Raw genomic sequence first — 8,340 nt, forward strand, 5'->3', positions numbered from 1 at the left:
GTTTCTCCGTGTCTACTTGAGCGGGGACACCCGCGTATCGGCGCCGGCATCGAGACGCGCAGGTGCGTCCGCCGGTTGAAGATCTTCGAGGCGCTGGCCGGTCGGCTCGACGCCAAGCCACGCCACCACCACGATTTGAATCGCCAGCAAGCCGATCATCAGTGCGAGCACGCCGACCACGCCGTAGCGTCCGAACAGCGCCACCACGATGAACGGCGTGACAATCGTCGCGCCTCGACCGAGTGTGTTGCAGATGCCCGATGCACGCAGGCGCACTTCAGTTGGGAACAACTCGGGCACATAGATCGCGAACAGCAAGGCGACCAGCACGTAGATGGGAATAACCAACAGCAAGCCGACGATTGGCAGCATGATCGGGTTGCTCACGAACGGATAGATCGCGCCAAACACGATGGCGAAGGCTGACGCGCCGATGATGGTCGGCTTGCGGCCCCATCGGTCCGCCGTCATCGCGCCGATACCCGAGCCGACCGGAGCGCCGAGCGACATCACGAGTGCATAACCGAACGACTTCGCAATGCTGAAGCCCTGATGAACGAAGAAGGTCGGCAGCCACGTAACGAAACCGTATAGCAGCGTGTTGATCACCACCAGCGTCACGCAGCCGACAATCATGCGCGGCAACATCGCGCCGGTGAAGAGTGAACCGAGCGCGCGCGACGGCGCGACGGCCGGCTTCGGCGCGGGTGCCGGCAGCACGCCGCCGTGTTCGGCCTTCACTTCGTTTTCTATCTTTTCAAGAATTGCTTCGGCATCCTCATGACGATCAATGGATTCGAGCCAGCGCGGCGACTCCGGCAACGACTTGCGGGCATACCACACGCCGAGCGCCCCGATCCCTCCAAGCACGAACATCGCGCGCCAGCCGAACGACGGAATCAACACCAGTCCGATAAGCCCCGCAACCGGAAGTCCCGACACGACAAACACGGCCATCAGCCCCTGCATCTTGCCGCGCGACGCGGGTGGGGCGAACTCGGTGAGCGTCGAATAACCAACCACGTTTTCCGCCCCAAGTCCAAGGCCCATCACGAAACGAAACGCGATCAACACCGCCATGTTCGGCGCAAGCGCGGCGCCAAGCGACGCGATGCCAAACACCATGAGGTTGGTCTGGTATGTGAAGCGGCGGCCGAAACGGTCACCCAGAAAACCTGTCGCTAGCGAGCCAAGCATCATGCCGAGGAACGTCAGCGAGACAAACAACGCGTTTTGGCCGAGCGTCGAGAAGCCGCTTTGCAGCGTGGCGCCGAGCACGGTCGATGCAACGTAGATATCAAAGCCATCGAAGAACATGCCGATCCCGATCAGCCACATGATCCGCCGATGAAACCCCGAGACCGGAAGGCGATCCAGCCGCGCTCCTGCATTCACATTCATTTCTGTCTCCTGCAAACCTTGAATGGTTTGTCGTATTGCATGAACTGCCGGATTACTTCGTCGCCGAGAGTCGCAGCGATGCCACCGTCAGCGTTTCAGTCGCGCAGCGGAAGTTGTGCTCGAGCGAGCTTTCCTCAGCCGCCTGAAAGAAGGACTTGCATTGGCGCGCGCTGGTGTCGTCGAGGGTGAGGATTCGATCGATGAGCGAATCGGCTTCAGCTCGCAGCGAGCCGGGCGCACAGACTCGCGTCACAAGACCAGCGTTCAGTGCCGCGTCGGGCGTGACGGCATCGCCGAAAAGGACCATGGGGAACACTTGCTTTGGCAGCGCGTAACGGCCGAGGTAGGCCATGATCGCGGCGGGAGGCAAACCCTTGCGCATCTCGGGGAATGCGAGCCTTGCGCTGCTCGACACGAGCGTGAGGTCGCACAGGATGGCCAGGCCGAAGCCGAAGCCGAAGGCATCGCCCTGTACTTCCGCGATCGTGATCAACGTCGACGCCCGCAACAGCCGCTTCAACTCAATCAGGCGCGACACTTCCCGGTGGATGGACGCTGCATCGTTGCCGGCGCGCTCGCGACCTGTGCAGAAGACCTCGCCGAGTGCGCGGATGCGCAAAACACGCGCTGTCGGCAGAGTCGCTTCGCTGCGCAGCGCGGCAATCATCGCGTCGAACATCGGCCCGGTGACTTCATTGCCGGCATCGGCGTTATTGAGCGTGAAGGTCAGAACCGCGCCGGACCGGTCGATTATGACCGGCTGCGGCAAAGGTGCGTTATGCAAGTCGCCTCCTGTTGTATAATCGCCTGTATTATCTGTATACAGCGTATTCATCGAATAACGGAATGTCAATGGCCTCTGCAACGAAAGGCATGCTGGTGGAAGAAACCGTCGAGGTGCCGGACCAGGCGCTCGATGCCATCGGCCGCAAATATCACGCGCGAATGCGCACGGTCGATGCCTCCAGTGACTCGCTCAGCGACGGCGTGGTGGTGCCGGCTCTCCGGGAAGCGATCGTGGAAGGCGTGCTGGCACCAGGAAGTCGGCTCTCGGAGGTGCAGGTGGCGAAGCAGTTGAACGTCAGCCGCACGCCAATGCGTGAGGCGTTCGCGCAACTCGAACGCGAGAGGCTTGTGACGGTTGTGGCGCGGGTAGGCGCATTTGTACGGTCGGTGACGCTGCGCGACGTGACGGAGATCTACACCGTGCGCACGGCGCTCGAGTGCCTTGCCGTGCAGCTGTCCGCGCAGAACATCACGGCGCTGGGGCGAGCACAACTGGAAGATGTGATCGAGGAAATGCGGGCGGGTGTAGTCGCTGAAGACCCCGCTGCTTATGTGGATGCGCTCGACCGTTTTTATTCGATCGTGATGACAATTGCCGACAATCGTACGCTGCAGGCTACGCATGCGAGCCTGATCGGGCCGGTGCGGCGCCTGCGGCGTATAGCAATGTCTCGCGGGGGGCGGATGCGCGTGTCGTTTGACCAGGCGGTCAAGATCAAGGACGCAATTGCCGCGGGAGATCAAAGCGTGCAAGACCTGATGCGCGAGCAACTGCGCGGCGCTTGCGAAGCTGCCACCGACGTGTTGAAGGAAACTGAAGGTGAGCGGTAGCGATGGCGGCTCCGCAGTTGAAAGCGGACTCCTGGTTAGCTAAGCGGCCCGTTCCCCGGAGCTTTAGCAACGCAAGAGCATGATCAGGGGGTTCCGCTTTGGCACAGGACCCGGGCACGTGGTACCGAGCCTGATACTCAGCGAAAGCGTCATCAGGCAGCGCGAATGCACTGCCTGTGTCCCAGACGCCGATCAGTTCTGAAGCAGGCTCAGGTAATTGCCGCTCGGGTACGCGGTGTTTAACCAGGTCGCCAGCCGATTCACCTGAGCCTTATCAATTCCCTCCGCTTGCATCAGCGGGATCTGGTTCCATGTCCAGGTCGGGAAGTTTGCGACGGTGCCCCCCGACAGCGTCCCGTGAACGTAATTGATAGCGCACAAGCTTCTCATGCTCCAAAAACAGGTCGTCTCACCGCTCACGGCATTGGCTTGCCCCTCGCGTTGCCAGGAGTTGATATTGAAGCTTGTTGTTGTGTCCATCCAGTTTGACAAGAAGGCGTTAACGACGGCCTGCTCCGTCGCAAGGCTGGTTCCTTTCCAGACACCGTTCTGTCCGCCATTCCATACATCCAGGGGACTGGAATCCCGAATCGTCCAGCCACGAGAGACGTTGGCCACCCCCACGCCGTTATCCATTTCCTGGGCGCCTTTCAAGACATACAGGAAATTTCGGATCGGCTCGGGTCTGCCGCTGCTTTGATATAGATTATCGAGCAGACCGTATGCGTACTGCCAATCGGTTGGCAAGTGCACGTTGTGAGCACCCGATCCCGGGTTCAGCAAAATCTGCAGGTAATACCATTGATTCGCCTTTACATAATCAGCAACGGCACTGCCGAACATGCTGTTATTGACAGGAAATCCTTGTATATGCGGCGATACATTGAATATGAACCGCCAATATCCGCACCAGCCTCTTTGCTCGGGTTTCGGAGCCTGCGCTTTATTAACCCACGCAATAGGGCAGTTGACTTCCAGCGCGTTGTCCTGCGCAAGTTCCCAGGATTTCATCAGTTGCCACTGCACCGTCCCATACAGATTTTTCTGTTGTGGAATGGTATAGCTTCCGACTACGCCCTCATTAGGCGGTGCGAACCTTTCACCGAACTCGACTCCCCAGTAATACAGATCGTTAAAAATATCGCCTGTTTTGCCTTGAGCGTAGCTGGTCCCACCCGTGGCAAGCTGAGTTTTCATATTGTAAGTCCCGTTTCCCGTACCCTCTCCCGCGTAAAGCTTGTTCAGGTTGCTGTTGGTGAAATAGTCACCCCACGCGTCTTTAGGATGGATGTGCGGAACCCAGTGATTCCAATCGGGCAATTGAAGACCGATGGGTATTTCCCTGATATTGATTTGTCCTTTGGTCGATATAGCGGCTTTATTAATCCCGCTCGGGAAAACTGCCGCGAGCGTATCCAGGTCGTTCTCGGACACCGCGTCGATTCCGGCCCCGCACGTCCAGTCACTTACCGGAGCAGTGTCCAGACCGGGCCCCGGCTGATAAGGCGGGTTCCACGGTCGGCACTTCGCGCCCGGCGTCGGGTATTGATTCGACAGGCTTCTAATATAGCTGGCGATCTGCAGACCTTGATTTTCGGTCAACCCGTGGTATTCACTTCGAACAACAATGGAATTGTTCGAATAATTGAATTTGTACAGATCGCTACCGTTGGCAGTGTGGCAGTCCATGCAGTGGGCCTTGAGCTTCTGGCCCGCGTTGATGGGTGAATCCACCAGCGCGGCGCTTTGCCACAAAACCTGACCGGCATTGATGTCACTGGTTTTGGGAAGCGGCGCGGTCCATTTAGTTGGATCGTCTTGAGTAAAGTTATTGCTTGAAACTAAATTCTGCCCGGATGCATTCAGCAAATTAAACGATAAAACCCTGTATCCGGAACTGACGCCATCTGTTGTGTTGAAACGGAAATTAATGACGTTGCTGCCGTTTATTGCACCGGAGATGGGTACGTTCAAGCTGATTGTGTCGTAGCCTCCCCCTATGCCGCCGTAAAGTTTCGCATTACCCAATACGGTAACGTTTGCGTTAGTCAAATTAATCCAATTTCCGCCGTTTATCTGAACGGAGCCTTTGCCGTCGTACGATAGATTGTTGACCTTCATGGTCAGGACTTTCGCTGCCGCGCCGCCTGGCACAGTGAGCGTCACGCTTATGACCTTGCCACTGCCGGCAGTCATCACCTCCAGAGGCATGATGACTGCGCCGGACGCCGATGTTCCGGCATTCGTTGACGAAGATTGCGCGGAAGTCGATGACGCGGCGCCAGCCGCCGCACTCGCAGAAGCGGCGCTGCTTGCCGAGCCCGAAACACCATTGCCTTGATCCGTTGTACTAGCGGCACCGCCCCCTCCGCCGCCACATGCGCTCAGCATTACGCTGGTGATTACGAGAATCACCGAAACTTTATTGAGTTTTATCATCGCTGATTTGGGTACGGAAAAGGCAAAAAACCCAGCCCAAAGCGGCGGGATCCAGCGTTTTCAAATAGAGAGATTTCCGCAGAGGTGCAGGCGCCGAGGTCGGTTAAGTTGTTCTCGAGCAGCACATGACGATTGCCTGAGAAACGCCTCGCTTGAGCCGAGCCGCGCCCTAAGCACTCCGTTAGATCACGGGCTCGGTTCAGCGTGACTCGCCGTTCCGCCGGACCCATGACGGGCAGGTCATTCTTATTCTTCTCCACGCCGCCAAACTTAGGCATTGTTTTCGTCTCCATGCTGCGCATTGCTTAGGTTCAATTCACAACTTCAGCATGTTTGCGTATTAATCATCTGACAAATGCGTGTGAAAACTCAGATCTCTATCTTCAAGTCTGGTCGGCGACGTAATACGCATCGGACATGAGCCATGTCAACTTGCAGCACAAGTTGGCCGCCTCCCCTCCGGAATCATTTCAAAGTCTTACCAAGTTGACGGGATGATGAATCGTATCAAAGTCAATATTGCGTCATTTAATATAAATTATTGAAAATGTAGCGGCCGGTCGGCCAAAGTTACTCATTCACGCGCCCAAGCGAAAAGTCAGACAAAAGAAATCGGCAAGCGCAATTCGCGTTCAACCGGCGCAGATAAACCCGCGTTTTTCGTTGTCTGTATAACGCCCCTCGCAGTTGGCGATGCGGGCAAATATTCTGTTGAAGAGAAATGTTCGACTGCTCTTGACCTGCTTGAGCTGAACAGGAGGCGGGTTGCGGCCGGGCATAGTGGCCGGTGGGATCGGCGACGGACTTAGCGACGCCGGCGATGGTGGACCATAGAAAGCCGTGAAATCGGAATACAGGGTCTACCGCGTTTAAGGCAGGACAGGCCGGCCGCAATTGCTATGACGAGGTTACCCGGCGAAGCACGCAACCTCGTTCATTGCTCCGGCCTTAAAGCCGCATAAACGCCTGGCGTAATGCCATATGCGCGCTTGAACAGACGGTTCAGATGACTTTGATCGTAAAGGCCGACCGCAGCCGCCGCCTCTGCGGGTCTTTGACCCATCGCAAGAAGTTGTTTCGCAGCTATCAGGCGGACCTGGCTCGCGTAGGCATGCGGGGGCAAACCGAATTCCTTGCAAAAGGAGCGCATCAAATGGAAGCGGCTCAGGTTGACATGTGACGCCAGCTCATCGACTGGAATATCGCGGTCATAGTGTGCCGCGATGTAATCGCGCACCTGCGCCATCTTCCCTGCTTCCCGGCCCGCCACCTCCACAACAGGCCTGGGTTGCCCATACCGCCCGAAGAGCACGCCCATTGCCGCCCACCAATTCGCTTGCCGCTCCATCATCGGCGTCTTGCCATTCTTTTCGAGGCTGGCATGCGCCTTGATCAGCAGGCGTGAAAGCTGCGGATCACGATAAAGGCCGGGAGGAACGAAAAGCGGTTTGTCGTCGCGCGAGTCTTCATGAAAGACAGCACTAAGCGCGGCCAGACCCTGCATGTCGAGATAGATTGCGCGGTAGTTCCACGCCCGGCCTTCCCAGACCTTGCCGCAGTGATACTCGCCTGCGCCGAAGATCCGGACGGTGCCGGGTCCCGAGACATCGCTGCCCGCACGGGTACGGCACTGACCGGCGCCATCTTCGGTCATGACAATAACGAGTTCGTCGTGCATATGGCGATCGAATTCGTGGGCGACATAGCGGGCACTCACAAGACAAGCGCCATCGAGCGCGCCATCGCGCCAGTAGACCAGTTCCTGTTTGTGCTCCGTCATTGCGACTCCGTCGACACGAGACCCGGGCTTGCTTCAAACCAGTTCGATTCTAACGCGACGGTTGCGGCGCCCTTTATTCTCGACCTTGGTAATGCGAAGCGGCCGCGATTGCGCGGTGTTGCTCAGATGACTACCCCCGCACGCTTGCCGGTCAAGTCCGTCGATGTCGACAATGCGCACCGTACCGTCCGACGTCGGCGGTGGTGCCACCGACAAGCTGCGGATCAAACCGGGCTCCGCTTTCGCCTGTGCCGCGCTAACGTAATAAGCGCGAACCGCCAGGGCCTGATGGATCGCATCGTTAAGCGGCGCTTCAAGCGCTCGTAGTGCGTCATTGTCCGCATCCGGCAGATCGAAATCCATGCGGGCCAAACCATCTCCGTTGATCTGTACACCTGTCACCAGCGCCCCGGCAAAACGCTGATAAACGAGCGCATTCAGAATATGGGTACCTGTATGTAACTGCGAGACAGTCGAGCGCCAATCGCGATCGATCGCCACCTGGACTTCGCCATCGAGTTCGAGCGGCGCGTCGAGCAAGTGCCAATGCCGACCCTTTTCGACGGAAATGCCTGTGATCCGCGCAATGCCACCTGCGTGACTAAGCGTCCCCACGTCGGACACCTGGCCGCCTCCGCCGGGATGCAATGCCGAGCGCGCCAACACGACCGCGCCAGGCCTGGCGTCAACCACGAAAGTCTCGAATTCGAGCAGATCCGGCTGCTCATGACACAGGTAGTGGGGCATTGCGCGACTCTCTTGAATTCCATTCGGTGGAATCCCAGTGTAATGAGCCGGCTGTCGTCGCTCTTGGACAAAAGTGCGCTTTGGCTCAGTCGTTGGTTTTTCGCTCGCGCCGGTGGACGGGTTTTGGGTTTTGGTCTGCTGGTGCGGGTGCGGGTGGGCGGGGGTGGTGCTGGATTGGTGCGTTCGGTGTTGGTGGTCGGAGTCGATGCCGGGTTGCTACTTTCGGCGTTGGCGGCACGCGTGAGCTAGCTGATTTCTTTATCACTGTTAGCCACTGTGCGTGGCGGCACGTCATTTGTCCAAAGCGACAAAGAAACGAAGCAAAGAAAGCGCTTTCCCACCACCGGCAAGTTAGT

7 protein-coding genes are annotated in these 8,340 nt (G+C 57.9%); 1 reads left to right on the plus strand and 6 read right to left on the minus strand.

Annotated features, from left to right (window positions below; genetic code table 11):
- Positions 1-12 precede the first annotated feature (12 nt).
- Both M0D69_RS36670 and M0D69_RS36675 read right to left on the minus strand, forming a co-directional pair.
- On the minus strand, positions 13-1,401 hold the full coding sequence (locus M0D69_RS36670; protein WP_301786719.1) for an MFS transporter: 1,389 nt from the start codon (positions 1,399-1,401) through the stop codon (positions 13-15).
- A 52-nt stretch (positions 1,402-1,453) separates the two neighbouring features.
- A complete protein-coding gene (locus M0D69_RS36675; RefSeq protein WP_301786720.1) occupies positions 1,454-2,185 on the minus strand; it encodes an enoyl-CoA hydratase/isomerase family protein in 732 nt (243 codons plus the stop codon).
- 68 nt (positions 2,186-2,253) lie between these two features.
- Here M0D69_RS36675 and M0D69_RS36680 point away from each other — a divergent pair, with 68 nt between their 5' ends.
- Positions 2,254-3,018, plus strand: coding sequence for a GntR family transcriptional regulator (locus tag M0D69_RS36680; protein ID WP_301786721.1), 765 nt, complete (start codon positions 2,254-2,256; stop codon positions 3,016-3,018).
- Between the two features lie 192 nt (positions 3,019-3,210).
- Here the strand turns inward: M0D69_RS36680 and M0D69_RS36685 are convergent, their stop codons facing one another.
- The 4 genes from M0D69_RS36685 to M0D69_RS36700 form a co-directional block, all read right to left on the minus strand.
- Positions 3,211-5,457, minus strand: coding sequence for a hypothetical protein (locus M0D69_RS36685; protein ID WP_301786722.1), 2,247 nt, complete (start codon positions 5,455-5,457; stop codon positions 3,211-3,213).
- Positions 5,454-5,735, minus strand: a complete 282-nt coding sequence (locus M0D69_RS36690; RefSeq protein ID WP_301786723.1) for a hypothetical protein — start codon at positions 5,733-5,735, stop codon at positions 5,454-5,456. Before M0D69_RS36690 ends, M0D69_RS36685 begins: the two co-directional genes overlap by 4 nt.
- A gap of 656 nt (positions 5,736-6,391) precedes the next feature.
- On the minus strand, positions 6,392-7,237 hold the full coding sequence (locus tag M0D69_RS36695) for an AraC family transcriptional regulator (RefSeq protein WP_301786724.1): 846 nt from the start codon (positions 7,235-7,237) through the stop codon (positions 6,392-6,394).
- Between the two features lie 33 nt (positions 7,238-7,270).
- Positions 7,271-7,984, minus strand: coding sequence for an alanyl-tRNA editing protein (locus M0D69_RS36700; RefSeq protein WP_301786725.1), 714 nt, complete (start codon positions 7,982-7,984; stop codon positions 7,271-7,273).
- Positions 7,985-8,340 lie beyond the last annotated feature (356 nt).

The sequence above is a fragment of the Caballeronia sp. SEWSISQ10-4 2 genome (assembly GCF_030464885.1).
Taxonomy (GTDB): domain Bacteria; phylum Pseudomonadota; class Gammaproteobacteria; order Burkholderiales; family Burkholderiaceae; genus Caballeronia.

Bases quoted from the DNA above. Each gene is read 5' to 3' on its own strand.
- M0D69_RS36670 (WP_301786719.1), bottom strand. From the start codon at position 1,401: ATGAATGTGAATGCAGGAGCGCGGCTGGATCGCCTTCCGGTCTCGGGG.
- M0D69_RS36680 (WP_301786721.1), top strand. From the start codon at position 2,254: ATGGCCTCTGCAACGAAAGGCATGCTGGTGGAAGAAACCGTCGAGGTG.
- M0D69_RS36685 (WP_301786722.1), bottom strand. From the start codon at position 5,457: ATGATAAAACTCAATAAAGTTTCGGTGATTCTCGTAATCACCAGCGTA.
- M0D69_RS36690 (WP_301786723.1), bottom strand. From the start codon at position 5,735: ATGCCTAAGTTTGGCGGCGTGGAGAAGAATAAGAATGACCTGCCCGTC.
- M0D69_RS36695 (WP_301786724.1), bottom strand. From the start codon at position 7,237: ATGACGGAGCACAAACAGGAACTGGTCTACTGGCGCGATGGCGCGCTC.
- M0D69_RS36700 (WP_301786725.1), bottom strand. From the start codon at position 7,984: ATGCCCCACTACCTGTGTCATGAGCAGCCGGATCTGCTCGAATTCGAG.